This window comes from Sphingomonas sp. PP-CE-3G-477 (genome assembly GCF_003050745.1).
GTDB lineage: Bacteria > Pseudomonadota > Alphaproteobacteria > Sphingomonadales > Sphingomonadaceae > Sphingomonas.
The window spans coordinates 12562-37143 of sequence record NZ_QAOF01000007.1; the positions used below are offsets into that span (position 1 = coordinate 12562).

The 24582-nt window shown below is 66.6% G+C and carries 23 protein-coding genes; 13 read left to right on the forward strand and 10 right to left on the reverse strand.

The annotated features are described in order from the left end of the window. Position 1: 1 nt before the first annotated feature. The 9 genes from C8J45_RS13785 to C8J45_RS13825 all read left to right on the forward strand — a co-directional run bounded on the left by C8J45_RS13785 (position 2) and on the right by C8J45_RS13825 (position 8227). A complete protein-coding gene (locus C8J45_RS13785) occupies positions 2 to 865 on the forward strand; it encodes a 2-dehydro-3-deoxygalactonokinase (RefSeq protein WP_258191456.1) in 864 nt (287 codons plus the stop codon). Further along, entirely contained in the window at positions 862 to 1512 is a 651-nt protein-coding gene (locus C8J45_RS13790; protein ID WP_107963740.1) for a 2-dehydro-3-deoxy-6-phosphogalactonate aldolase, read from the forward strand. Before C8J45_RS13785 ends, C8J45_RS13790 begins: the two co-directional genes overlap by 4 nt. Before the next feature lie 54 nt (positions 1513 to 1566). Further along, positions 1567 to 2688, forward strand: coding sequence for an 8-amino-7-oxononanoate synthase (locus C8J45_RS13795; RefSeq protein WP_107963741.1), 1122 nt, complete (start codon positions 1567 to 1569; stop codon positions 2686 to 2688). Further along, positions 2685 to 3302 (forward strand): dethiobiotin synthase, encoded by a 618-nt coding sequence (gene bioD, locus C8J45_RS13800; protein WP_107963742.1) that lies wholly within the window; start codon positions 2685 to 2687, stop codon positions 3300 to 3302. Before C8J45_RS13795 ends, bioD begins: the two co-directional genes overlap by 4 nt. Then, the gene (locus C8J45_RS13805; RefSeq protein ID WP_107963743.1) at positions 3299 to 4558 is read left to right on the forward strand and encodes an adenosylmethionine--8-amino-7-oxononanoate transaminase; all 1260 of its coding nucleotides are present in this window, start codon (positions 3299 to 3301) and stop codon (positions 4556 to 4558) included. The genes bioD and C8J45_RS13805 overlap by 4 nt, the downstream gene beginning before the upstream one ends. A gap of 122 nt (positions 4559 to 4680) precedes the next feature. Beyond that, on the forward strand, positions 4681 to 5769 hold the full coding sequence (locus tag C8J45_RS13810; RefSeq protein ID WP_219907383.1) for a PHB depolymerase family esterase: 1089 nt from the start codon (positions 4681 to 4683) through the stop codon (positions 5767 to 5769). A gap of 348 nt (positions 5770 to 6117) precedes the next feature. Further along, positions 6118 to 7491 (forward strand): MATE family efflux transporter, encoded by a 1374-nt coding sequence (locus C8J45_RS13815; protein WP_107963745.1) that lies wholly within the window; start codon positions 6118 to 6120, stop codon positions 7489 to 7491. 85 nt (positions 7492 to 7576) lie between these two features. Beyond that, positions 7577 to 7795: a hypothetical protein gene (locus C8J45_RS13820; RefSeq protein WP_107954376.1), complete on the forward strand. Its 219-nt coding sequence runs from the start codon at positions 7577 to 7579 to the stop codon at positions 7793 to 7795. Between the two features lie 36 nt (positions 7796 to 7831). Then, the gene (locus tag C8J45_RS13825; protein WP_107963746.1) at positions 7832 to 8227 is read left to right on the forward strand and encodes an MAPEG family protein; all 396 of its coding nucleotides are present in this window, start codon (positions 7832 to 7834) and stop codon (positions 8225 to 8227) included. Between the two features lie 3 nt (positions 8228 to 8230). On the opposite strand, the gene mmsB is transcribed toward C8J45_RS13825, so the two are convergent. The 6 genes from mmsB to C8J45_RS13855 all read right to left on the reverse strand — a co-directional run bounded on the left by mmsB (position 8231) and on the right by C8J45_RS13855 (position 14324). Then, positions 8231 to 9100: a 3-hydroxyisobutyrate dehydrogenase gene (gene mmsB, locus C8J45_RS13830; RefSeq protein ID WP_107963747.1), complete on the reverse strand. Its 870-nt coding sequence runs from the start codon at positions 9098 to 9100 to the stop codon at positions 8231 to 8233. 132 nt (positions 9101 to 9232) lie between these two features. Further along, positions 9233 to 10006, reverse strand: coding sequence for an enoyl-CoA hydratase (locus C8J45_RS13835; RefSeq protein WP_107963748.1), 774 nt, complete (start codon positions 10004 to 10006; stop codon positions 9233 to 9235). 75 nt (positions 10007 to 10081) lie between these two features. Next, positions 10082 to 11125 carry an enoyl-CoA hydratase/isomerase family protein gene (locus C8J45_RS13840; RefSeq protein WP_107963749.1) on the reverse strand — a complete coding sequence of 348 codons (1044 nt, stop codon included), beginning with the start codon at positions 11123 to 11125 and terminating at the stop codon, positions 10082 to 10084. A 114-nt stretch (positions 11126 to 11239) separates the two neighbouring features. Beyond that, positions 11240 to 12385: an acyl-CoA dehydrogenase family protein gene (locus C8J45_RS13845; protein ID WP_107963750.1), complete on the reverse strand. Its 1146-nt coding sequence runs from the start codon at positions 12383 to 12385 to the stop codon at positions 11240 to 11242. Then, positions 12382 to 12792: a VOC family protein gene (locus C8J45_RS13850; RefSeq protein WP_258191457.1), complete on the reverse strand. Its 411-nt coding sequence runs from the start codon at positions 12790 to 12792 to the stop codon at positions 12382 to 12384. Before C8J45_RS13850 ends, C8J45_RS13845 begins: the two co-directional genes overlap by 4 nt. Positions 12793 to 12797: 5 nt before the next feature. After that, the gene (locus tag C8J45_RS13855) at positions 12798 to 14324 is read right to left on the reverse strand and encodes a CoA-acylating methylmalonate-semialdehyde dehydrogenase (protein WP_107963751.1); all 1527 of its coding nucleotides are present in this window, start codon (positions 14322 to 14324) and stop codon (positions 12798 to 12800) included. A gap of 107 nt (positions 14325 to 14431) precedes the next feature. Here C8J45_RS13855 and C8J45_RS13860 point away from each other — a divergent pair, with 107 nt between their 5' ends. Together C8J45_RS13860 and C8J45_RS13865 are read left to right on the forward strand one after the other, a co-directional pair. Further along, positions 14432 to 15337, forward strand: a complete 906-nt coding sequence (locus tag C8J45_RS13860; protein ID WP_107963854.1) for a LysR family transcriptional regulator — start codon at positions 14432 to 14434, stop codon at positions 15335 to 15337. A 54-nt stretch (positions 15338 to 15391) separates the two neighbouring features. Next, positions 15392 to 15709, forward strand: a complete 318-nt coding sequence (locus C8J45_RS13865) for a hypothetical protein (protein ID WP_107963752.1) — start codon at positions 15392 to 15394, stop codon at positions 15707 to 15709. 46 nt (positions 15710 to 15755) lie between these two features. Here the strand turns inward: C8J45_RS13865 and C8J45_RS13870 are convergent, their stop codons facing one another. The 4 genes from C8J45_RS13870 to C8J45_RS13885 form a co-directional block, all read right to left on the reverse strand. Further along, a complete protein-coding gene (locus tag C8J45_RS13870) occupies positions 15756 to 16838 on the reverse strand; it encodes an acyl-CoA dehydrogenase family protein (protein WP_107963753.1) in 1083 nt (360 codons plus the stop codon). Between the two features lie 4 nt (positions 16839 to 16842). After that, a complete protein-coding gene (locus tag C8J45_RS13875; protein ID WP_107963855.1) occupies positions 16843 to 18039 on the reverse strand; it encodes an acyl-CoA dehydrogenase family protein in 1197 nt (398 codons plus the stop codon). Between the two features lie 267 nt (positions 18040 to 18306). Continuing rightward, positions 18307 to 19845 carry an alginate export family protein gene (locus C8J45_RS13880; RefSeq protein ID WP_258191458.1) on the reverse strand — a complete coding sequence of 513 codons (1539 nt, stop codon included), beginning with the start codon at positions 19843 to 19845 and terminating at the stop codon, positions 18307 to 18309. 52 nt (positions 19846 to 19897) lie between these two features. Continuing rightward, positions 19898 to 21241, reverse strand: a complete 1344-nt coding sequence (locus C8J45_RS13885) for a dicarboxylate/amino acid:cation symporter (protein WP_374956448.1) — start codon at positions 21239 to 21241, stop codon at positions 19898 to 19900. A gap of 207 nt (positions 21242 to 21448) precedes the next feature. On the opposite strand from C8J45_RS13885, the gene C8J45_RS13890 reads away from it, so the two are divergent. Both C8J45_RS13890 and C8J45_RS13895 read left to right on the forward strand, forming a co-directional pair. Further along, positions 21449 to 23233, forward strand: a complete 1785-nt coding sequence (locus C8J45_RS13890) for an ATP-binding protein (protein WP_219907385.1) — start codon at positions 21449 to 21451, stop codon at positions 23231 to 23233. Beyond that, complete coding sequence (locus C8J45_RS13895; RefSeq protein ID WP_107963755.1) at positions 23230 to 24555, forward strand: sigma-54 dependent transcriptional regulator; 1326 nt, start codon at positions 23230 to 23232, stop codon at positions 24553 to 24555. The genes C8J45_RS13890 and C8J45_RS13895 overlap by 4 nt, the downstream gene beginning before the upstream one ends. Positions 24556 to 24582 lie beyond the last annotated feature (27 nt).

Here is a 24582-nt window from a genome sequence, read left to right on the forward strand (position 1 = left end):
TATGGGTTCGTTTATCGCGGTCGACTGGGGCACGACCAACCGCCGCGCGTTCCGGATCGAGGACGGCGAGGTCGTCGCGACCGAACGCGACGATCGCGGCGCTGCGAACGTCGCGGCCGGCGACTACGAGGCCGAAGTCGCCGGGATCCGCGACCGGCTCGGCGACCTGCCGGTGCTGCTGGCGGGAATGGTCGGGTCGAACATCGGCTGGCGGAGCGTTCCCTATGTCGCCGCGCCCGCGGGTCTTGCCGAAGTCGCCGCCGCGCTCGATCGGATCGACGACCGTACCGCGATCGTGCCGGGCCTATCGTACCGCGACGGACTTCATGCCGACGTGATGCGCGGCGAGGAGGTCCAGTTGCTCGGCGCGGTTGCGGCGGACCTCGTACCAATGGACGCGATGCTCTGCCAGCCCGGCACGCATTGCAAATGGGCGTCCGTCGAGGGCGGCAGGATCGCCCGGTTCACCACCGCGATGACCGGCGAACTCTTCGCGCTGCTCCGCGCACACGGCGTGCTTTCGCGCCAGCTCGGCCATCCGGTCGAGCCGGGCGCAGCTTTCCTCGAAGGCGTCGCGGAGGGGGCTCAGCGCGATCTCGCCGCCAGCCTGTTCGCGATCCGGGCGCGCGGTGTGCTCGGGATCGCCGACGACGCCCACGCCGCCTCGTTCGCCAGCGGCCTGCTGATCGGCGCGGATACTGCCGCGCGGATCGAACCCGGCGCGACCGTCCACATCCTCGCCGACCCGTCACTCGGCGCACTCTATGCCAGCGCGATCGATGCGCTCGGCGGCACGTCGCACCATATAGACAGTCAGGCCGCGTTCGTGGCCGGCATCACCCGCATCCAGGATCTCGCCGCATGACCACACCCCGCTTGTCCCCTCACCGCCAAGCCTTCGACGACGCCTTCGCGAAATGCCCGCTGATCGCGATCCTGCGCGGGGTGAAGCCCAACGAGGTCGAGGCGATCGGCGAAGCGCTGGTCGATGCCGGCTTCACGATCCTCGAAGTGCCGATGAACTCGCCCGATCCGCTCGACAGCATCGCGCGGCTGGCGCGCAGGCTCGAGGGACGTGCGGTCGTCGGTGCAGGCACGGTCTTGCGGGTCGAGGACGTCGAGGCCGTCGGCGCGGCTGGCGGCACGCTGATCATCGCCCCCAACGCCAATGTGCACGTGATCGCGGCGGCGGCGGAGCGCGGCTATGTCGCGCTCCCCGGCATTGCCACCCCGACCGAGGCGTTCGCCGCGCTCGAGGCCGGTGCCGCCGCGCTGAAGCTGTTCCCCGCCGAGGCCGCGAGCCCGGCTGTGCTCAAGGCGATGCGCGCGGTTCTCCCCAAGGATACGCGCGTGTTGCCGGTCGGCGGGATCACACCCGAACGCATGGCGGAATGGCGCACCGCCGGCGCCGCGGGCTTCGGTCTGGGCTCGGCGCTGTATGCGCCAGGCATGACCGCAGACGACGTCGGCGCACGGGCGGCCGGATTCATCGCGGTGTTGAAGGCAGGGTAACGCGATCACCTAGCGGGGATCGTCTTCGCCGCGCGTTGCGGTTAGGGCGTCGCGATGATGTTCGCCGCTCAGGAACGAGACCTCGCCGCGCTGGCCGCAGCGGACCGGTACCGATCGCTTCGCCCGCGACAGGGCGTCGACTTCGCATCGAACGACTATCTCGGGCTGGCCGGGTCGGACCGACTGCGCGGCGCCATGGTCGATGCCCTGCGACGCGGCGTCCCGGTCGGCTCCGGGGGGTCGCGGTTGCTCCGTGGCAATGCACCCGAGCACGAGGCGCTCGAAGCGGACGCCGCCACCTTCTTCGGTACCGTGACGGCGTTGTTCTTCGCCAGCGGTTACGTCGCGAACACGATATTGTTCGCGACGCTGCCGCAACGCGGCGACCTGATCGTCCACGACGCGCTGATCCACGCGAGCGCGCATGAGGGCATGCGACTGACGCGCGCCACCTTCGTCGCCGCTGCGCATAACGACGCTAACGCGTTCGAGGATGCGATCCTCGACTGGCGCAGATCGGGTGGCACCGGCCGCGCCTGGATCGCGGTCGAGAGCCTCTACAGCATGGATGGCGACCGCGCACCGCTGGCCGCGTTGGCCGAGATTGCCGATCGACACGATGCGATCCTGCTGATCGACGAAGCACATGCCACGGGCGTGTTCGGCACCGATGGCCGCGGACTGGCCGAGGGACTCGACGGGCGCGAGAACGTCATCAGCTTGCGAACCTGCGGCAAGGCGCTGGGCTGCGAGGGCGCGCTGTTGTGCGGGCCGGCGGTCATGCGCGAGTTCATCGTCAATCGCGGGCGCGGGTTCATCTTCTCGACCGCGCCATCACCGCTTATGGCGCTGGCGGTCGGGGAAGCCCTCCGCATCATCGCAGACGAACCGGCACGGCGGGGGAAGCTCTGGACGTTGGTTGCCACGGCGGAGCGCGTGCTCGCCCCGTACGGCGTCGCGGCGACGGGGTCGCAGATCCTGCCGCTAGTGCTGGGGGACGCCGCGCGGACGATGCGGGTCGCCGGTGCAATCCAGGCGGCTGGGTTCGACGTGCGCGGGATACGGCCGCCGACCGTGCCCGAGGGGACGTCGCGACTGCGCATTTCGCTGACGCTGAACGCGGCGGTTGCTGACATTGAGGCTTTGGGAAAGGTTATGGGAGAGGCGCTACAATGACCATCGTCGTTACCGGAACGGACACCGATATCGGCAAGACCGTGTTCGCCGCCGGGCTCACCGCGGCACTCGGCGCGCGATATTGGAAGCCGGTGCAGGCGGGGCTTGCGGACGGCAGCGACGCAGCCTCGGTCGTAACGCTCGGCGTGCCCGCGGACCACGTCTTGCCTGAAGCATACCGGCTGACGACCCCATGCTCGCCGCATCTCGCCGCCGAGATCGACCACGTGACGATCGATCCGGACCGGCTTGCGCTACCCGAAGTCGATGGCCCCCTGATCGTCGAAGGCGCAGGCGGCGTGATGGTCCCCGTCACACGAGACCTGATCTTCGCAGACCTGTTCGCGCGGTGGAACAAGCCGGTCGTGCTAGTCGCGCGCACCGGGCTCGGGACGATCAACCACAGCCTGCTCTCGATCGAGGCCTTGCGCAGCCGCAGCGTACCGATTCTCGGCATCGCCTTCGTCGGCGACGCGGTCGAGGATAGCGAGGCGACGATCGCCACGCTCGGGAAAGTCCGCCGGCTCGGCCGCCTGCCCCGCCTCGATCCACTAAACGCCGCCACCCTGGCCGAGGCGTTCGCTGCGAACTTCGACCTGAAGGCGTTCCAGTGACCGATTCCCCCGTATGGCACCCCTTCACGCAACACGGCCTGCGCGAACCCATCCCGCTCGTTACGCATGCCGAGGGCGCCGCGCTCTACACATCGGACGGCCGGCGGATCGTCGATGCGATCTCGTCCTGGTGGGTTACGACACATGGCCACGCCAACCCGAAGATCATGGCCGCCATCGCCGAACAGGCGGGCAAGCTCGACCAGATCATCTTCGCCGGCTGGACGCACCAGCCCGCCGAAGACCTCGCGCGCGGACTGACCGCGATCATGCCGCCGGACCTTACGCGAGTCTTCTTCTCGGACTCGGGCTCGACCAGCGTCGAGTGCGCGCTGAAGATGGCGCTCGGCTATTGGCTCGATCGTGGCGAGAATCGCCACCGCATCCTGGTGCTCGAACACGGCTATCACGGCGACACGATCGGCGCGATGTCGGTCGGCGCACGCGGCGTCTACAACCGCGCCTACGCGCCGCTGCTGTTCGACGTCGGCACGATCCCCTTCCCCGCCGCTGGGCACGAACAGGCGACGCTCGACGCGCTGGAGGCCGCCTGCGCCGAGCATCCCGCCGCGTTCATCGTCGAGCCGTTGCTGCTCGGCGCCGGCGGGATGCACATCTATTCCGCGCACATCCTTGCCGAGATGCGGCGGATCTGCACGCGCCACGACGTGCTGTTCATCGCCGACGAGGTGATGACCGGCTGGGGCCGCACCGGCACGTTGCTCGCCTGCGAACAGGCGGGCGTGGTGCCTGACATCCTGTGCCTGTCAAAGGGCCTGACCGGCGGCGCGGTCCCACTCGCGGTGACGATGGCGACCGAGGCGATCTACCAGGCGCATTACGGCACCGACCGTGCGCGGATGTTCTTCCACTCGTCGAGCTACACCGCCAACCCGATCGCCTGCGCCGCCGCCAACGCGAACCTCGCGATCTGGCGCGACGAACTTGTGCGCGAGCGGATCGCCGACCTCGCCGCACGCCAAGCCTCGCGGCTGGGAGCTCTCGCTCACCATCCCCGCATCGCCAACGCGCGCCAGATCGGCACGATCACCGCGGTCGAACTCCGCGGCGAGGACGGCTATCTGTCGCAGATCGGCCCGCGCCTGCTCGCGTTCTTCGGCGAGCGCGACCTTCTGCTCCGCCCGCTCGGCAACACCGTCTACGTCATGCCGCCCTATTGCATCGATGATGCCGATCTAGATCGGATCTATGCGACGATCGCCGAAGCGTGCGACACGATCAGGCAAGAGTCCTGACGTTCTTGCTGCACTGCAGCAACAAATGATGTACGTGCGACGTTGAGATAAGATCGCGGCCGAGTACGCTGGCGACGAAAGGCTCGATTACCGTGAGAAACATCGCCGATACCCTCGCCCGCATGGCGCGCGCCGGAGCGCCGACGCCGCGCGACATCGCGCCCAGCCGCCTGACGCCGCTGACCGAGTTCGGGACCAATCCGGGTGCGCTGCTCGGCTTCGGCTACGTTCCCGCCAACCTGCCAGCGAACGCACCACTGGTCGTCGTCCTCCACGGCTGCACGCAGACCGCGGCCGGGTATGACCACGGCTCAGGCTGGTCGAAGCTCGCCGATCGCGCCGGTTTTGCGCTGGTCTTCCCCGAGCAGACGCGCGCGAACAATCCAAACCGCTGCTTCAACTGGTTCGCGTCGGAGGACACCGCGCAAGCGGGCGGCGAGGCGGAATCGATCGCGCAGATGACCGAGACGATGATCGCGCGCCACGACCTCGACCGCAGCCGCGTCTACGTTACCGGCCTGTCGGCGGGCGGCGCGATGACGATGGCGATGCTCGCCACACGGCCTGACCTGTTCGCCGGTGGTGCTGTGATCGGGGGGCTCGCCTACGGCACCGCGACCGGCGTGTCGCAGGCGCTCGACCGGATGCGCGGGCATGGCGACACCAGCGATACCGCACTGGTCGACGCGGTCCGCAGCGGCGCTCGTGGCCACGACGGACGCTGGCCGACGCTCGCGATCTGGCACGGCGGCGCGGACGCGACGGTGAGCGTAGCGAACGCGGACACGACCGCGCGGCAGTGGCGCGGCGTCCACGGCGTCGACGCCAAAGCAATGCGCACGGAGCAGGTAGGCACCGCCGTCCACCGGATCTGGTCGGACGCGGAAGGCCGCGACGTCGTCGAAGACTGGACCGTGCCGGGGATGGGCCACGGAACGCCGATCGATCCGTTGCGCGGCGAGCGCTTGGGCGCCGCGGGGCCGTTCATGCTCGACGTCGGGATTTCTAGCACCGCGGTGATCGCGAAATCCTGGGGCCTGCTAGCGGCGGCGAAGGCGGAAACCGCGGTCAAGCCGGCACCAGTCGAACGGATCGCCAAGATCGCGATCCCCGTCTCGCCAAAGCCTGCATCGAAGCCACGCGCCGAAGCGCCCACCGGTATCCAGTCGACGATTGAGAACGCGCTCCGGGCGGCCGGGTTGATGCGGTAAGAGAAACTTCGAATAGAGGTTGGATCCGGGTGAGCACCAACGCCCACCCGTCATCCTGACGAAAGTCAGGGTCCAGAGCCAGACAGGACACCATCCGTTACCCTGGATCCTGACTTTCGTCAGGATGACGGAGTTGGTGAAAACCTCGACGGCCTCAACCGCGCAATCTGCGCGCCATAGTTCACCCTATCGATCCTCCCCCGCCAGGGGCAGGTGGCAGGCATCAGCCTGACGGAGGGGGAGGAATGGACGACATCCGTTGCATGCCCTCCCATGAGTCGCCTTCCCTACCATCACGAGGATCACGCGAGTAATCGACAAGCCGCCTAACCCGGCTAAAGCCAGCGGATGACGTCCACCCCGCCCCGCCCCTGGCGCACCGAGTTCGCCGCCACGCTGAAACTCGCCTGGCCGCTCGTCGCGACCAACCTCGCGCAGGCACTGGTAGGCGCGACCGACGTCGCGATGCTGGGGCGGCTCGGGTCGGACACGCTGGCGGCGGCGACGCTCGGCCTCAACCTCTACCTCGTCTTCCTGATTTTCGGCATGGGCCTCACCACCGCCGCCGTCCCGATGATCGCACGCGAGCGCGGCGCGCGGCCACATGCGGTGCGCGATATCCGGCGGACCGTGCGCCAGACGATCTGGGTCGCCGCAACGCTCTGCCTGCCCTCGTGGATCGTGCTGTGGAACGCCGAACCGGTCCTAGTCCACCTGCTCGACCAGGACCCGCTGCTCGCGCACGAAGCGGCGCGGTTCGTCCGCGCAGTGATGTGGGGAATGCTGCCCAGCCTCTGCTTCCTCGTACTCCGCGCGTTCGTCGCCGCGCTCGAGAAACCCGCCTGGTCGCTGGTCGTGATGGTCGGGCTGCTGGTCGTCAACGCCGGGCTCAACTGGCTGCTGATCTTCGGCCATGCGGGTCTCCCCGCGCTCGGCCTGCTCGGCTCGGGGATGGCGAGCAGCATCGCCAACGGCCTCAGCTTCGTCGCGATGGCGGCGGTCATCGTCTATGCCAGGCCGTTCCGCCGCTACCACCTGCTGGGCCGGTTCTGGCGCAGCGACTGGCCGCGATACCGCGCGGTCTGGAAGCTTGGCCTGCCGATCGCGATCACGCTGGGGTTCGAATCCACCGTGTTCATCGCCGCGGTGTTCCTGATGGGCCTGCTCGGCACCGTACCGCTCGCCGCGCACGCGATCGCGATCCAGATCGCCAGCGTCACGTTCATGGTCCCGCTCGGCATCGCGCAAGCTGCCACCGTCCGCGTCGGTCTCGCCTCGGGTCGCGGCGACCGCGCAGGCATCGGCCGTGCCGGCTGGGCGGCGTTCGCGATCGGCGAAGGCTTCATGGTGCTGACCGCAACGCTCCTAATCCTAGCCCCGCAAATGCTGATCGGCATCATCCTCGACGTCGACGCGCCTGCCAACGCGCCGGTCGTCACGCTGGCGATCTCGCTGCTCGCGGTCGCCGCGGTGTTCCAGGTGGTCGACGGCGCGCAGGTGATCGGCGCAGGCATGTTGCGCGGACTGGGCGATACCAAAGTGCCGATGCTGTTCGCCGCGATCGGCTATTGGGGCATAGGAATCGGCGTCGGTGCATGGCTAGCGTTCGGGCGCGGCTGGGGCGGAGTCGGCATCTGGACCGGGCTGGCGACCGGGTTGGCGGTGGTTTCGGTACTCATGATCGCCCGATGGCAGGCGCGCGAGCGACTTGGGCTCGGCTAAGGCTCGCTTGGTCTCTTCGTCCGACATTTCTGATACATAGTCGTCCCGTTGTGTTAACATGTGTTATACAAACGGAGCCTGACATATGCCGGATCAAGACCGCATCGTCGCGATCGGACTGCTCACGCAGCGCGACGTTTTCGCGCTCGGCCATGACCTGTCGCGCGTCTATCCGATCGACGAGATGCCGTGCTTCGGCGCGCTGCTCGGCGCGATCGACGACGCCGACCGCGCGTTCCACCGCGCCCGCGATGCCCAGCGGCTTGCCATTCCAATCCAGCGCAGCGCAACCACGCTCGCATAGCGGCGTTCGAGACCCGCTACCCTGCGGAGATCGACCATGACGCTGCCTACCGAAATGCTGCTGATGGGCTGGTCGACGGTCCTGCTGTTCGCCTACGTCATGATCCAGGGACAGACCGCGACGCGCGACCGCGGGCTCGACTGGAACGCGGGGCCGCGCGACGGCGAGCAGAAGCCGCTCGGCGAGATGGCCGGCCGCGCCGAACGCGCGCTGAAGAATTTCCAGGAAACCTACCCGGTCTTCATCGCGCTCGCGCTGGGGTTGGTAGTGACCGATCGTACCGGCGGTATCGGTGCGATCGGTGCATGGCTCTGGTTCGGCGCACGGATCGCCTACATCCCGCTCTATCTGTTCGGAATTAAGTACGTCCGCAGCTTGTGCTGGCTAGGCTCGATCCTCGGCCTGCTACTGATGCTGATCCGCTTCCTCTGAAGCTCAGAGCGTACGGATGATTGCCGAGAAGTCGAGGCCACCTTGCCCGGCCTCGGCGAACGCCTCGTAACGCTCGGCCGCCTTCGCGCCCATCGGAGTATCCGCGCCGGTATTCTTCGCCGCAGCCATTGCGAGCCGTAGATCCTTGAGCATTAACGCTGCCGCGAAGCCGCCCTGATAGTCATGATCGGCAGGCGTATCGGGACCGATGCCGGGGAGCGGCGCGTACGTCGTCATCGACCAGCTCTGGCCCGAGGACACGCTCGCGATGTCGTAAAACGCCTGCGCATCGAGCCCAAGCTTCTCCGCCAGCACGAACGCCTCGCAGGTCGCGATCATCGTCGCGCCGAGGATCATGTTGTTGCAGATCTTCGCAGCCTGCCCCGCACCACTCGCGCCCGCGTGGATGACCGCCTTGCCCATGTCCGCGAGGATCGCCTGCGCCCGGTCGAACGCCTCGGCCGACCCGCCGACCATGAAGGTCAGCGTCCCCGCATTCGCCGCGCCGATCCCGCCCGAGACGGGCGCGTCGACCGCGACGAGCCCCTTGGCCTGCGCGGCGGCGGCGACCTGCTTGGCAGTGGCGACGTCGATCGTCGAACAGTCGATCAGGATCGCGGACGGCGACGCGACGCCGAACAGCGCGTCATAGACCTCCGCGACATGCTTGCCGGCGGGGAGCATCGTCACGATTGCCTCGGCACCGTTCGCGGCTTCGGCAGCCGATGCAACCGGCAGGCAGCCCGCGGCCTTCGCCTTGCCCAGCGCGTCGACGCTCAGATCGAACGCGCGAACGTCGTGGCCCTTCTTGGCGAGGTTCGCCGCCATCCCGCCGCCCATGTTGCCGAGCCCGATGAAACCGATCCGTGCCATGTTCTCTCTCCTAATCTTGCTCCCCTCCCGTTCACGGGAGGGGCTGGGGGAGGGCAGTGCCGCACACGTTGCGTCGGCAATCGAGGCACGCCCCTCCCCTGACCCCTCCCGCAAGCGGGAGGGGAATCCGGTTCATTTCCCCGTCCAGGTCCCGGCGCGCTTCTCGACGAAAGCGGCCATGCCCTCGCTCTGGTCCTCAGTCCCGAACAGCCCGTGGAACAGCCGCCGCTCGAACTGCACGCCCATCGCGAGCCCCGTCTCGAACGCCGCGTTGACCATTTCCTTATTCGCCAGCACCGCCAGCGGCGCCATCGCCGCGATCGTGGTCGCGGTCTTCACCGCCTCCTCGACCAGATCGTCCGCCGGCACGATCCGCGAGACCAGCCCCGCACGCTCGGCTTCGGCGGCGTCCATCATCCTTCCGGTCAGGCACATCTCCATCGCCTTGGCCTTGCCAACCGCGCGCGTGAGGCGTTGCGATCCGCCCATGCCCGGCGACACGGCGAGCTTGATCTCGGGCTGGCCGAACTTGGCGGTATCGGCAGCGAGGATGAAGTCGCACATCATCGCCAGCTCGCACCCGCCGCCGAGCGCATAGCCCGCCACCGCCGCGATGACCGGTTTGCGCGTCCGCGTAAAATTCTCCCAGCCCGCGAAAAAGTTGCTCGCGTACATCTCGGCGAAGCCCTGCGACTGCATCTCCTTGATGTCCGCCCCCGCCGCGAACGCCTTCGCGCTCCCAGTCAGCACCGCACACCCCTGCGACGCATCCGCATCGAACGCGGCGAATGCGGCGATCAGGTCGGCGAGCACGTGCGAATTCAGCGCGTTCAGCGCCTGAGGGCGGTTCAATGTGACGAGCGTAACGCCACCGCGCTGCTCGACGAGGATCGTTTCGTAGGTCATTCACTTACTCCTTGTATCCCCGCGAAGGCGGGGACCCAGACTGGGCTCCCGCCTTCGCGGGAGAACATCGTTCGATCAGCCCGGCGTCCAAGCCTCATGTTCCGGCAAAGGCGCGAAGATCTGGTCGATCACGTGATCGGTTACATCCTCGGGCATCGCTGGATCCCAGCGCGGCGCATTGTCCTTGTCGACGATCACCGCCCGCACGCCCTCGATAAAGTCATGCCGCTGCACGACATGCGCGCCGACCGCATATTCCTGCCGCATCTCGTCCGCGAAACTCGCCATAGCCGCGCCCTCGTGGAGCAGCCGGAGCGAAACCTTCATCGTCTGCGGCGACTTGGTCTTCAGCGTCGCGAGCGTCTGAGTCGCCCACTCCCCACCATCGGCGTCGAGCGCGTCATAGATCTCCTCCAGCACGTCCGACGCGAAAAGCCGGTCGATCTCGTCCTTGCGAGCCAAGATCTTCGCGTCGGGTGCCGACGTGGCCAATGCGTCCAACACGCCCGCGATATTCTGTGGTGTCTCCGCGATCCCCGCCTTGGCCGTATCGAGCGTATCGCTCGCGAGAAAATGCGTCGCCAAGCCGAGCGCGAGACACTCCGCGCCGTCGAGCCGGTGCCCGGTCAGCGCCAGATACTGCCCGATCCGCCCCGGCAACCGCGACAGATACCAGCCGCCACCGACATCCGGGAACAACCCGATCCCCGTCTCGGGCATCGCGAACTTGGTGTTCTCGGTCGCGACGCGAAACCGGCACGGCAGCGCGAGTCCGACGCCGCCGCCCATCGTGATCCCGTCCATGAACGCGACGATCAGCTTGGCATAGGTGAACAGCCGATGGTTCATGCGGTACTCGGCATGAAAGAACGCCCGCGCCTCGACCCCGTCAGTCGCGCCGGAAGCGGCAAGCATGCGGATATCCCCGCCAGCACAGAACCCACGCCCTTCGGCATGATCCACCACGATCGCCTCGACCGCCGCATCGCCACGCCAAGCTTCCAGCGCCTCAAGCACGCCTTCGCACATCGCCAGATTCAACGCGTGCAATGCCTTCGGTCGATTCAACCGAATACGGCCGACAGGCCCTTCACGCTCGACGATCAGATCATCGGTCACGACGATTGCTCCACTGCATAAGCTCTTCGCGCCTTTGCGCCTTCGCGTGATCAAAACCTTCTTGTTCACGCAAAGGCGCAAAGGCGCGAAGATCAAGATTACGGCTGCGCGGACTCACTGCCGCGTCAGTTCGCGACCGACGATCATCCGCATGACCTGGTTCGTCCCCTCCAGGATCGAATGCACACGCAGGTCGCGCCAGAAGCGCTCGATCGGATAGTCCTGCAGATACCCGTAGCCGCCATGCAGCTGCAACGCACGGTCGACCACCGACGAGCCGGTATCGGTCGCCAGCCGCTTCGCCATCGCCGCGAACTTGGTCTTGTCGGGCGCGTTCGCCGTCACCTTCGCCGCCGCGATGTAGAGCAGCGCCCGCGCCGCCTCTAATTCGGTCGCCATGTCCGCCAGCATGAACTGCGTGTTCTGGAAGTCCGCGATCGCCTTCCCGAACTGTTTCCGGTCCCTAGTATACGCAATCGCCTCATCGAGACACCGCTGCGCCCCACCGAGCGAGCACGCGCCGATGTTCAGCCGCCCGCCATCGAGCCCCATCATCGCGATCCGAAAGCCCTCGCCCTCGCCGCCAACCATGTTCGCACCCGGCAAGCGGACGCCATCGAAGATCACCTGCCGCGTCGGCTGAGAATGCCAGCCCAGCTTCTTCTCGTTCGCGCCGAACGACACGCCCGGCATGTCCTTCTCGATCACGAGGCACGAAATGCCCTTCGGCCCGTCCTCTCCAGTGCGGACCATTGTGACATACACCTCGTTCTCACCCGCGCCCGAGATGAACTGCTTCGAGCCCGTCACGATCCAGTCGTCGCCGTCACGCACAGCACGCGTTTTCAGAGCAGCCGCGTCTGACCCAGACCCAGGCTCGGTCAGGCAATAGCTCGCCAGCCGGTCCATCGTCACCAGATCGGGGAGGTACTTGTCCTTCACCGCGGCCGATCCGAACCGGTCGATCATCCAAGCCGCCATGTTATGAATGCTGATGAACGCCGACGTCGAGGGACATCCATACGACATCGCCTCCATGATCAGCGCCGCTTCGAGCCGCCCAAGCGCGATCCCGCCGCTCTCCTCACTGACATAGATCGCCGCAAACCCGAGTTCGGCCGCCGCCTTGATCGTCTCGCGCGGGAAGATGTGCTTCTCGTCCCACTCGGCCGCGTGCGGCGTGATCCGGTCGGCGGTGAACCGGCGTGCCAGCTCCTGGATTTCGCGCTGGTCGTCGGTGAGGTCGAACTGGTTGGTCACGAGGAAGCTCCACTGGCTTTTGCGTCTGCGGTCAATCCGACCAGATCCCATTGGTTGCCGTACAGGTCGGCGAACACGACGACCCATCCGTAGGCCTCGTCGCGCGGCGCTTCGACGAAATCAACGCCGTTGGCTTTCAGCGCCGCGTAAGATGCCCAGAAATCGTCGGTGTTCAGGAAATAAGAAACGCGCCCGCCGCCAGCCTTGCCGATCGCCGCGATCTGCTCATTGCCAACCGCCTTGGCGAGCAGCAGCGCCGAACCACCGCCCGGGGCAGCAACACGCACCCAACGCTTGCCGCCGCCCAGATCGCTATCTTCGACCAGCACGAAGCCCAGCGTACCGACGAAATACGCAATCGCTTCGTCATGGTCGCGAACGACGAGGGCGACGGTTCCCAAGCGCACGCCAATCACCCCATCGTCGGGATAACGAACGCGTCGTTATTACGGGCAGGCCCGCCATCCTCGGCCATCGCCGGAAGCGCGGACCCGTCCGGCCAGCGCTGCGTGATCGTCTTGACCTTGGTCCAGAACTTCACGCCCTCCATGCCGTGCTGGTTGGTATCGCCGAACGCCGAGCGCTTCCACCCGCCGAACGTGTGATACGCCACCGGCACCGGGATCGGCACGTTGATGCCCACCATCCCGACGTTCACCCGTGCCGCGAACTCCCGCGCCGCGTGCCCGTTGCGCGTGAAGATCGCGACGCCGTTGCCGTATTGATGCTCGCTCGGCAGGCGCACGGCCTCCTCGAAATCGGCGGCGCGGACGATCTGGAGGACAGGTCCGAAGATCTCCTCCTTGTACGCCGACATCTCCGTCGTCACGTGATCGAACAGCGAAGGCCCGATGAAGAAACCCTTCTCATGCCCCTGCAACGCAAACCCGCGCCCATCGACGACCAGCTCCGCGCCCTCGTCGACGCCGGTCTGGATCCAGTTCTCGATTCGGTTGCGATGCGCCGCGTTCACGACCGGGCCGTAATGCGCGTCGTTGTCGGTCGACACGCCAACCCGCAAAGCAGCGATCGCCGGGATCAGCTTCTCGCGCAACGCGATCGCGGTCTTCTCGCCAACGGGCACCACCACCGGCAGCGCCATGCAGCGCTCGCCCGCCGAGCCGAACGCCGCGCCCGACAAGTCCGCGACGACCTGGTCGAGGTCCGCGTCGGGCATGACGATCCCGTGGTTCTTCGCGCCGCCCATCGCCTGGACGCGCTTGCCCGCCTCGACGCCGCGACGGTACACGTAATGCGCGATGTCGGACGATCCGACGAAGCTGACCGCCGAGATCGCCGGATGATCGAGGATCGCGTCGACCATTTCCTTGTCGCCGTGAACGACCTGGAAGATGCCCTCGGGCAGCCCTGCCTCGACGAACAATTCGCCGAGCCGCACCGGCAACGAAGGATCGCGCTCGCTGGGCTTCAGGATGAACGCGTTGCCGGTGGCGATCGCGACTCCGCTCATCCACAGCGGAATCATCGCCGGGAAATTGAACGGCGTGATCCCCGCGCCAATGCCTAATGGCTGGCGCATCGAATACACGTCGATCCCGGGCCCGGCGCCCTGCGTATATTCGCCCTTGAGGATGTGCGGGATGCCGCAGCAAAACTCGATCACCTCGAGCCCGCGCTGGATATCGCCCTTCGAGTCCGCGATCACCTTGCCGTGCTCGGACGAGAGCAGCCGCGCCAGTTCGTCCATGTTCGCCTCGACGAGCCGCTTGAACTCGAACATCACGCGAGCACGCCGTTGAGGGTTGGTCGCGGCCCACCCCGGCTGCGCCTTCTGCGCGGCGGCAACGGCCGCATCCAGATCGGTCGCGCCCGACAACCGCACGCGCGCCTGCACCTCGCCCGAATTCGGGTCGAATACGTCGCCGAAGCGCTCAGCCGTGCTGGCCGCACCGCTCACGAAATTCTCGATCGTCCGCATGGGCATCCTCTTCTAGTTATCCGCACCTTCGGCCATAAGGCTTTTGCAGCCAAGTGGGGCTGTTTGCAGAATCGCTCTGCGAATATGCAGCATGGGGTGAGGCGTTCATGGATTGGGACGACGTCCGGTATTTCCTCGCTCTGGCGCGCACACACCGGCTTGGGCCAGCCGCAAAACTGCTGGGACAGGACGCGACGACAGTCTCGCGGCGGCTGCAAAGACTTGAACGCCGACTCCAGACGACGTTGTTCGAGCAGACCGTCGCGGGCTATGCGCTGACCGAACGCGGCGCGGCGTTGCTCGACCACGCCGAGACGATGGAGGCGTCCGCGCTGGGCATCCAGGAAGTCGTCGGCACTGACGCGGGCGTGCTCGCGGGGCCGATCCGGTTGAGCGTCTCGGAAGGGTTCGGCAGCCGTATCCTCGCGCCGCGGCTCGCGTCGTTCACTAACCAGCATCCGCGGATCGCGGTCGACCTGATCGCGTCGACCGGGTTCCTCAATCCATCACGGCGAGAGGCGGATATCGCGGTGATGCTCGCGCGACCGAAGAGCGGCCCGTTGGTCGCGCGAAAGCTGACCGACTATCACCTCGGCCTCTACGCGCATCCCGATCACCTCGCGCGGACGGGGCCGATCGCGAACACCGCGGACCTGATGCGGCACCGGCTGATCGGCTACGTCCCGGACATGATCTACGCGCCCGAGCTTCGTTACCTAGCAGAGATAGACGGGCGGCTCGATGCGTCGATCCGCAGTTCGAGCATCGTCGCGCAGGCCGAACTGATCGCGGCGGGAGCGGGCTGTGGGATCCTGCCGTGCTTCATCGGCGACCAAATGCCGGGACTGGTGCGCGTGTTGCCCGAAGCGGTGGACATCCAGCGCTCGTTCTGGCTCGTCGTCCACCGCGACGTTCGCCGGATCGCGCGGATCGATCGGTTCATCGCTTGGCTCGACGCGACGATCGCCGCGCTCAAACCGTTGATGCTCGGTACGATTGGCGCTTCCGGTTGAGGCTCGTATAGGCTCGCACTGCCACGGCCCTGCCGTTCTCGCCCGGAGTGAAGCGTGATCCCCAAATTGTACCATGATGCCATCATCTGGATCGGCGACGGGACGGGACTGCCCGATGCCATCCTGCACATCCACGCCGGCATGGCATTGTTGATGATCGCGCGACTGGTGACGCGTCGATCGTTCGGGACGTTCATCCCGTGGTGGGTCGTCGTCGCGGGCGAGGCCTTCAACGAGATCATGGACCGGCTGAGCTTCGGGTCCTGGCGCTGGGGAGATACCTCGCTGGACATCCTCAACACGCTTCTCTGGCCTACGGTGATCTGCCTCGGCGTGCGGCTCCGACCGATGATCGGGAAGCGCACGCGGTAGTTCGTACCGTCATCCTGACCAGAGTCAGGATGACGGATTGAACGTCTCAGCCCAGCGCGATGTAGCGTTGGAGGTGGTGGTCCTCGTCGCCGAGTTGATGGTCGATCATCACCAGCCGCTTGGCGTAGTGCGACACCGCGTATTCCCACGTCATGCCAATGCCGCCGTGGAGCTGGATCGTCTCCTCGGCGACCAGCGCACCAGTTCGCCCGATCGTGTATTTTGCCGCGGACAGGGCACGGTCTCGCGCGCGTGCATCGTCGCCATCGAACGCCGACGCCGCGTTGATCACCGCGGAATGCGCCTGCTCGATCTCGAGCAACACCGTCGCCATGCGGTGCTGGAGCGCCTGGAACTTGCCGATCGGCACGCCGAACTGCTTCCGGTCGCGAAGGTAGCCAAGCGTCGCTTCCTTGACGAACTCCATCGCGCCGACCGCCTCGGCCGACAGCGCGAGCAACCCCGCCCCGACCGCCGCATCGACGATCGCCTGCCCCTGCCCTTCGCTACCGACGCGCGCATCGGCGCCGAGGGTAACATTCTCGAACGTCACGTCCCCGGCCGCGCCACCCTCAACGACGTTGAAGCTCCGCACCGACACCCCGGCCGTATCCGCGGGCACGAGCAGCACGAGCGGGTCGCCATCCTGCTCTACCGTCACAACGAACACCGATGCGGCGCCCGCCTGCGAAACAACCGCCTTCGTCCCGCTCAGCATCCAGCCATCGCCGCTCTTCGTCGCGGTCACCGGCGTCGCGCCATCCTCATGCGCGAACGCGGCGATCGTCTCGCCCGACACGATCCCGGCCAGCGTCTCGTCATGCCCGCCAGCCTTCGCGAGCGCACGTCCCGCCATCAGCGCGCCCAGGAACGGCTCGACCACCAGCGCGCGGCCGAGCGCCTCGAACACTACCATGATGTCGAACCCGCTGCCGCCGAAGCCGCCCGCCGCCTCGTCGAACAGCGCCGAGACGATGCCGAGTTCGGTCAACTGCTGCCAGACCGCCGGGTCATACCCCGTCTCGCCATACGCGCCCGCATTGCGCGTCTCGATCGGATAGCCGTCGCGCAACGCCCGCACGAGCGTGTCGGCGAGCATGCGGCGGTCGTCGGTGTGTTCGAAGTTCATGGTATCACAGACCCAGGATGGCTTTGGAGATGATGTTCTTCTGGATCTCGTTCGACCCGCCGAAGATCGACAATTTACGATTGTTGAAATAGCTCGGCGCCGCCATCGCCGCGTCCTCCGGGCCGACATCCTCGCCGTTCCACCCGGCTTCCAGAGCTTCGGGTATGTACGGCGCCGCGTATGATCCATACGCACGACGCGTCAGCGAGGTGATCTCCTGGCGGATCTCGGTGCCCTTGATCTTGAGCATCGAGCTTTCCGCACCAGGCGCACCGCCACCCGCGACCGCCGCCAACACGCGGAGGTTGGTCGTCTGCATGTTCGCCAGATCGATCTCGACCCGCGCCATCCGCGCCGCGAACAGCGGATCGTCCGCCAGCGAGCGCCCACCCTTCTTCTGCATCTGCGCGACTTCCTTCAGCCGCTCGAACGACGCGATCGAGAAGCCGACGCCGGCGATGTTGGTGCGCTCGTAGGTCAGCAGGTACTTGGCATAGGTCCAGCCCATATTCTCTTCGCCGACGAGGTTGGCGACGGGCACCTCGACATCGGTGAAGAACACCTCGTTCACCTCCTGCTCGCCGTCGATCAGCGTGATCGGGCGGACCTCGATGCCGGGCGACTTCATGTCGATCAGCAGGAACGAGATGCCTTCCTGCTTCTTCGCGGTCGCGTCGGTGCGAACGAGGCAGAAGATCATGTCGGCATGCTGGCCGAGTGTCGTCCAGGTCTTCTGGCCGTTGACGACATAGACGTCGCCCTTCCGCACCGCGGTGGTCTTGAGGCCCGCGAGATCGGAGCCCGCGCCCGGCTCCGAATACCCCTGGCACCACCAGTCGGAGCCATCGAGGATCCGCGGCAGCCACTGCTTCTTCTGCTCTTCGGAACCGTATTTGATCAGCACGGGACCGAGCATGTTGACGCCGAACGGTACCACGCGAGGCGCGTGCGCGAGCGCGGACTCATTGTCGAAGATGAACCGCTGGATCACGCTCCAGCCGGGTCCGCCCCATTGCTCGGGCCAGTGGTTCGCCAGCCAGCCGCGTTCGTTGAGGATCGCGTGCCATTCCTCCATGTCCGATTTCCGCAGGCGCTTGCCCTCGCGGACCAGCGTCGAGAGGCGAGCGGGAAGTTTGTCGCGAAAGAACGCGCGGACTTCCTCGCGGAAAGCTTCTTCCACGGGCGTGAAGCTGAGATCCATGGCCATGTGACTCCTGATGTTGGAGCCTGTGTGCCACAGTCGATCGCGGAATTGAAGGACCGGTATGGTCGATGCAATGGAATTTGTTGGCAGTGCGACGCAGGTTAATCCGAACGGTATCGCCGTGCTCCCAAATCCTCCCCCGCCAGGGGGAGGTGGCTGGCGCTTGCCAGACGGAGGGGGAGGTAAGAACAACCTCTGTTCCGTGTCCCCCCCTCCGTCGCCTACGGCGCCACCTCCCCCTTGCGGGGGAGGATCAGTAAAGCGTCAGAACCGGTAGCTGATCCAGCCGGCGAGGAAGTCGGAGTTCTTGTACCCCGCGTTCGTCAGCGCAGGCCCCGCGATCAGATGCTCGTACCGCCCGGTGAACGACAGCCGCGAGGTGAACGGGTACACCGCCTGGAACCGCAGCGTATCGGCTATCTTCTTGCCCCCGAAATTCTGCGTGCCGGCAAACGCGGTGCCGTTCGCACGGTACACCGCATCGCTCGTCGTATCGCGCCACGAGCGCTGATACTCCGCGGTCATGCGCAGCTTGCCGAACGGCGTAAAGGTCACGTTGGGCGCCAGCGCGAGCAGGTTGGTCGGCGTCGCGAACAGCTGATAGCTGTAATAGATGTTGTTGCCGAACGGCGCGAGCGAGTTGCGCAACGTGCCGTTACCGTATGCGCCGCCGCCGCTCGCATAGTCCGCGTGGAAACCGACGCGCGGCGCGGACTTGCCGTCACCGAGCTTGTAGGTCTGCGCCAACAGGATCAGCCACGCCTTGATCGAACGATTGTCGTACGAACCGCCCTGGTAATTGATCGTCCAGTCGAGATTGACCGGCCCCGCGTCACCCCAGACGTGCAGACCATAGAAATTACGGACTTCACGCGCGTTGGTCGTGCCCCATACCGCCGCGCGATTGCGCAGGCGCCAGAGGAACGGATCGACGTACAGCTTCGAGCCACCGAACAGCGTCTCCGGCACGACGATGCCCGTCGAGATGCCCGAGAACCGCCGCGCGCTCTCCGCATTGTCGTCCTGAGTACCGCCATTGCCATACGCGGTCGGCTTGAAATCGAACACGTCGGCACGAACGCCGGCGGTGCGCGCCCACGCGCGGAAGCCGTTGAAGCCGAAGAACAATGTGTTGTTGTCGCGCGGCACGACCAGCAGGTTCGGGCCATCCGCGAACGTCTGGCGACCATAGCGCACGCCGACATCGACATCGGCGACCGTCCCGGTCAGATCGACGAATGCCTGCTGCACGGCCAGCTTGTTGCGCAGGTTCGGCAGCGCGGTCCCGAGATTCTGCCCCTCCAGCGTCCCATGTGCGAGCTCGCCATAGAAACGGAGATGCTGGCCGACATGCAGGTCGGCGCCACCGAACAGGCGAAGAATGTCCTGTCGCTGTGCCTCGGCATCGCGCAGATTGGGGTTGGTCGTCTCGTTGACGCGGAACCGCGCCTCGCCCGACAGCGTCAGATAGACGTCGCCATCACCCGCGATCGAAATGAACTTCAGCTGGTCGACGATGTCCTTGCGCTTCTTGGGATCGCGCAGCTTCGACCAGTCCTCCGCCCAGCGCGACTGGTTGTAACCGCCCGCCGTCACGCCGTCGCCGATCGCGGCGTTGGGATAGCTCTCGGCGATCGGCGAGGCCTCGGCGGTGCTCGACACGTCCTTGGCGCCGACATTGGCCTGCCGTGACGGCGGCGCCTCGGCCTGCGCGGTGGCGACATTCGCAAACGCGAAGATCGAGAGCGCGGACGTGGCAAGGCCAGCCGCGTGCCGCAAGCGGCGGATCGTCATCGAGGTCATAAGCAAGTTCCGGTACTGGCGAACGGGGACGGACTGGCCGTCCCCGCCGGCATCAATGGGCGGTAACGGCGGCGGGGATGGCCGCCGGCACGAACTCGGGAAGCTTGCCCGACAGCGCAGCATCGAGCTTGTCGCGGTCGAGTGCGCCTTCCCAGCGGGCGACGACGATCGTCGCGACCGCGTTGCCGATGAAGTTGGTGAGGCTGCGGCACTCGCTCATGAAGCGGTCGACGCCGAGGATCAGCGCCATGCCAGCGATCGGCACCGTCGGCACGATCGACAGCGTTGCGGCCAGCGTGATGAAGCCCGCGCCGGTAACACCCGCCGCACCCTTCGAAGAGATCATCGCGACCACGAGCAGCAGCAACTCCTGGCCGAGCGTCAGATGCGTGTTGGTCGCCTGCGCGATGAACAGCGCCGCCAGCGTCATGTAGATGTTGGTGCCGTCGAGGTTGAACGAATAGCCGGTCGGCACGACCAGCCCGACCACCGACTTCTCGCAGCCTGCCGCCTCCATCTTCTGGATCAGGTTCGGCAGGGCCGCTTCCGACGACGACGTCCCGAGCACCAGCAACAGCTCCGCCTTCAGATACTTGATCAGCTTGAAGATCGAGAAACCAGTCAGCCGCGCGACCGTGCCGAGGATGACGATCACGAACAGTACCGCGGTGAGATAGAAGGTCGCGACCAGCGCGCCGAGATTGGCAAGGCTGCCGATCCCGTACTTCCCGATCGTGAACGCGATCGCGCCGAACGCACCGAGCGGGGCCGCGCGCATCAGGATGCCGACCAGCTTGAAGACGATCAGGCTGAGGCGCTCGAGGAAGTTCAGCACCGGCTTGGCAGGCTCACCGACCAGGCTCAGCGAGATACCGAACAGGATCGCGACGAGCAGGATCTGGAGGATGTTGCCCTCGGTGAACGCGCTGACCATCGTGTCCGGGATGATGCTCATCAGGAACCCGGTGATCGTCGTCTCGTGCGCCTTCACGGTGTAGTCGGCGATGCCCTTGGTATCGAGCGTGGCGGCGTCGATGTTCATCCCCGCGCCCGGCTGGACGACGTTGGCCACGATAAGCCCGACGATCAGCGCCAGCGTCGAGAAGAACAGGAAGTAGGCGAACGCCTTGCCAGCGACGCGGCCGACCGAGCCGAGCTCCTTCATCCCGGCGATGCCGGTAACGAGCGTCAGGAAGATCACCGGTGCGATGATCATCTTCACCAGCTTGATGAACGCATCGCCGAGCGGCTTCAGCGCCGCGCCGTACGCCGGATAGAAATGCCCGAGCGCCGCGCCGAGCGCGATCGCGATCAGGACCTGGATATAGAGCTGGCCGCTCCAGCGCTTCCGCGCGGGCGTTTCCGCGACGCCATATGTCTGGGTGGGTAGGGTCAACATCGCCTCCTGGTATTCTCGTCCACTCACGCGGGACGTTGTGTGCGACGGTAATGCCGGGCCGAACCCAGGACTACAAGAGCGGCACTTTCAGCGCTTAGAACGTTGGTTTTTAGCCATTTATCAGCATACCCATTGTTCTGACGTGCGGAAATTGCCGCATTTCATCAATGGTGCGGGCGGTGCGTGTGTGATAATCCGCACAAAATGACGCGACTCCGATCCTCCCTTTTCGTCACGGCGTTGACGGTGCTGCTGGCGTTCGCGGCGCTTGGCGTGATCGTCGCGGGAGTCGCCTCGATCTACGGCCAGCGCGCCGCCGAAGACGCGCGCGCCGGCGTTCGGATGCGCGCGGGCCAGCAGACGCGGAGCAACCTTCGCCTGCTCGAAGCGGAGCTGCAGACCTATCGCCTGTTGCCGATCATGCTCGGCGAATACCCCGACGTCCGCGCGGCACTCGCGTCGGGCAAGGTCGACCCCGCGCTCAACACCAAGCTCGCGATGCTGGCCGAACGCACCGGCGCCCCGGTGATCTACGCGCTCGATACGCAGGGCATGACGATCGCCGCATCGAACGCCGGGCGCCCCGACAGTTTCCTTGGCCACGACTACCGATTCCGCGACTATTTCACCAAGGCGATGGCGTCGGGCGCGACCGAGTTCTTCGCACTCGGCAGCGTCAGCGGGCGGCCGGGCCTGTATCTCTCGCGCCGGATCGACCGCGCCGGTCGCCCGCTCGGCGTGGTCGTGGTCAAGGTCGAGTTCGAGAAGATCGCGCGCGCGTGGATTCAGGACCGGATGGCGACCTTCGTCACCGATCCCGACGGCGTCATCCTGATCTCCAGCGATCCGAAGCTCGAATTTCGCACCACCCGCCCGCTCTCGCCTTCGCGCCGCGCCAAGCTGGTCGAGACGCGCCAGTTCGGGACGTCGCCATTGGCCCCCGCCCCACTGACGCTTGCCGAGGGGGTCTCACGGCTGACCGACGGATCGCCTGCGATCACCGTCTCGCTGCCGGTACCGATCTCCGGCTGGCGGCTGGTGCATATGGAGCCGCTCGACGCTGCCTTGCGGACGGCCGCTGCGCGCACGCGCTGGGCAACCGCGATTGCGGCAATGCTGACGATCGCCGCGATGCTCGGCGCGTGGTGGCTGTACGAGCGGCGCAAGCGCAACGTCGGCGCGCGGGCAGAACTGGAGGCGGAGGTCGCCCGCCGCACCGCCGAACTCCGAGCCACCGCCGACCGCCTTCAGATCGAGGTCGAACAGCGCGAGGCGTCCGACCAGCGCTTCCGCCAGGCCCGCGAGGAACTCGCGCACGCCAACCGCGTCGGCTCGATCGGCACGATCACCGCAAGCGTCGCGCACGAGATCAACCAGCCCGTTGCCGCGATCCGCACCTTCGCCGACAACGCAGCCGCCTTCCTCGACCGCGGCGAACCGGCGCGCGCGGCAACCAATCTCCAGTCAATCGTCGACCTCACCAGCCGGATCGGCACGATCACCGCTGGGCTCAGGCGCTATGCCCGGCGCGGCGCAGGATCGGTCGGCCCCGTGGCGCTCGACGAGGCGATCGACGGCGTCCGCCTGCTGATCGGCGACCGCTTCCGCGCCAAGGGGGTCATGCTCGACCTCCCGAACGGTCCCGAGGCGCGCTTGACGGTAATCGCCGGCCGCGTCCGCCTGGAGCAGGTGCTGGTTAACCTGCTCCAGAACGCCCTCGACGCGGTCGCCGACCGCCGCGATGCCCGCGTCAGCGTCACCGTCGGGCGTAAAGGCCGCGACGTCGTGCTGACCGTCGCCGACAACGGCCCCGGTATCGAGGCCGACATCGCCGACCACCTCTTCACCCCGTTCGCGACGAGCAAGAAGGACGGCCTCGGGCTCGGCCTCGGCATCGCGCGCGACATCATGACCGAGTTCGGCGGCACGCTCGACCTTGTCCCCGCTCCAGAAGGCGCCATTTTCCGTATGATCCTGGTGAAGGCATGAGCGAGCAAGCCGTCTTGCTCGTCGACGACGACGACGTTCTCCGCGGTGCGCTGGAGCAATCGTTCGAACTCGCCGGCATCGCAGTGATCGCCGAGCGCGACCCGACCGTCGCGCTCGCCCGCGTGACCGCCGGGTTCGACGGCGCGGTGGTGTCCGACATCCGCATGCCGAAGATGGACGGCTTGGAGCTTTTCCGCCGGATCGCCGCGATCGACCACGAGATCCCGGTACTGCTGATGACCGGCCACGGCGACGTCGCGATGGCGGTCGCCGCGCTCAAGAACGGCGCGTTCGACTTCATCCCCAAGCCCTTCGCGACCGATCACCTGATCGCGGGCGCGCGCCGGGCGCTCGAAATGCGCCGCCTCGTCCTCGACAACCGCCGTCTCCGCGCCGCCGCCGAGGAAACGATCGGCGCCGAACCGCTGATCGGCGAGACCCCGGTGATGGTCCGCCTCCGCGAAACCATGCGCCAGATCGCGCAGGCCGACATCGACGTGCTGGTCGAAGGCGAGACCGGCACCGGCAAGGAACTTGTCGCCGTCCTCCTCCACCGCTGGAGCAACCGCCGCTCGCGCCCGTTCGTCGCAGTCAACTGCGCCGCGCTGCCCGAGGCGGTCGCCGAGATCGAGCTGTTCGGCCACGACGGCGACTCGCGCCTGCCGCGCACCGGCCGGATCGAGGCCTCGAACCGCGGCACGCTGTTCCTCGACGAGATCGAGAGCACGCTGCCGGCGTTTCAGGCAAAACTGCTCCGTGTTCTCGAGGAGCGCGAGGTGATGCCGGTCGGCGGCGACCTCCCCCGCGCGCTCGACCTCCGCGTGATCGCAGCCGCGAAACCCGGGCTAGAACAGGCGGTCGAAGAAGGCCGTTTCCGCGCCGACCTCCTCTTCCGCCTCGACGCAGTACGCCTCCGCATCCCGCCGCTCCGAGAACGCCGCGACGACATACCCCTGCTGTTCGGCCACCTACTCCACCAGGCGGCAGAACGGTTCGGCCGCGAGGTCCCGACGATCGACACCGCGACGCTAGCGTATCTCGGCCAGCACGACTGGCCCGGCAACGTCCGCGAACTCGACAACCTGGCCAAACGCCTTGTGCTCCGCGTCGAAGCGGAGGACGCGGCCGACGAAGACAGCGACATCCCCCTCCCCGCCCGCGTCGACAAGTTCGAGGAAGCGACGATCCGCGCCGTGCTGCAACAGGTAAGTGGCGACGTCCGCTCCGCGCTGGCCGCGCTCGGCATCCCGCGCAAGACGTTCTACGACAAGCTGAAGCGCCACGAGATCGACGTCGAGGCGTATCGCCCGACCAAGGGCTGATCCTCAATCCTCCCCCTTGCAGGGGAG